The organism is Aquibacillus halophilus (assembly GCF_009649745.1).
GTDB classification, from domain to species: domain Bacteria; phylum Bacillota; class Bacilli; order Bacillales; family Amphibacillaceae; genus Aquibacillus; species Aquibacillus halophilus.
Window position 1 is genome coordinate 1 of the sequence record NZ_WJNG01000051.1, and the last position, 281, is coordinate 281.

The following is a 281-nucleotide window of genomic DNA, read 5'->3' on the forward strand; positions in this document are numbered from 1 at the left end:
CCTTAGTTGCCAGCATTTAGTTGGGCACTCTAAGGTGACTGCCGGTGACAAACCGGAGGAAGGTGGGGATGACGTCAAATCATCATGCCCCTTATGACCTGGGCTACACACGTGCTACAATGGATGGTACAAAGGGCAGCGAAGCCGCGAGGTGAAGCGAATCCCATAAAACCATTCTCAGTTCGGATTGTAGGCTGCAACTCGCCTACATGAAGCCGGAATCGCTAGTAATCGCGGATCAGCATGCCGCGGTGAATACGTTCCCGGGCCTTGTACACACC

The 281-nt window shown here is 53.7% G+C and carries 1 rRNA gene; it reads left to right on the top strand.

The features are described 5' to 3' along the window. Window positions 1-281: ribosomal RNA gene (locus GH741_RS22545) — 16S ribosomal RNA — on the top strand; the annotation flags it as partial.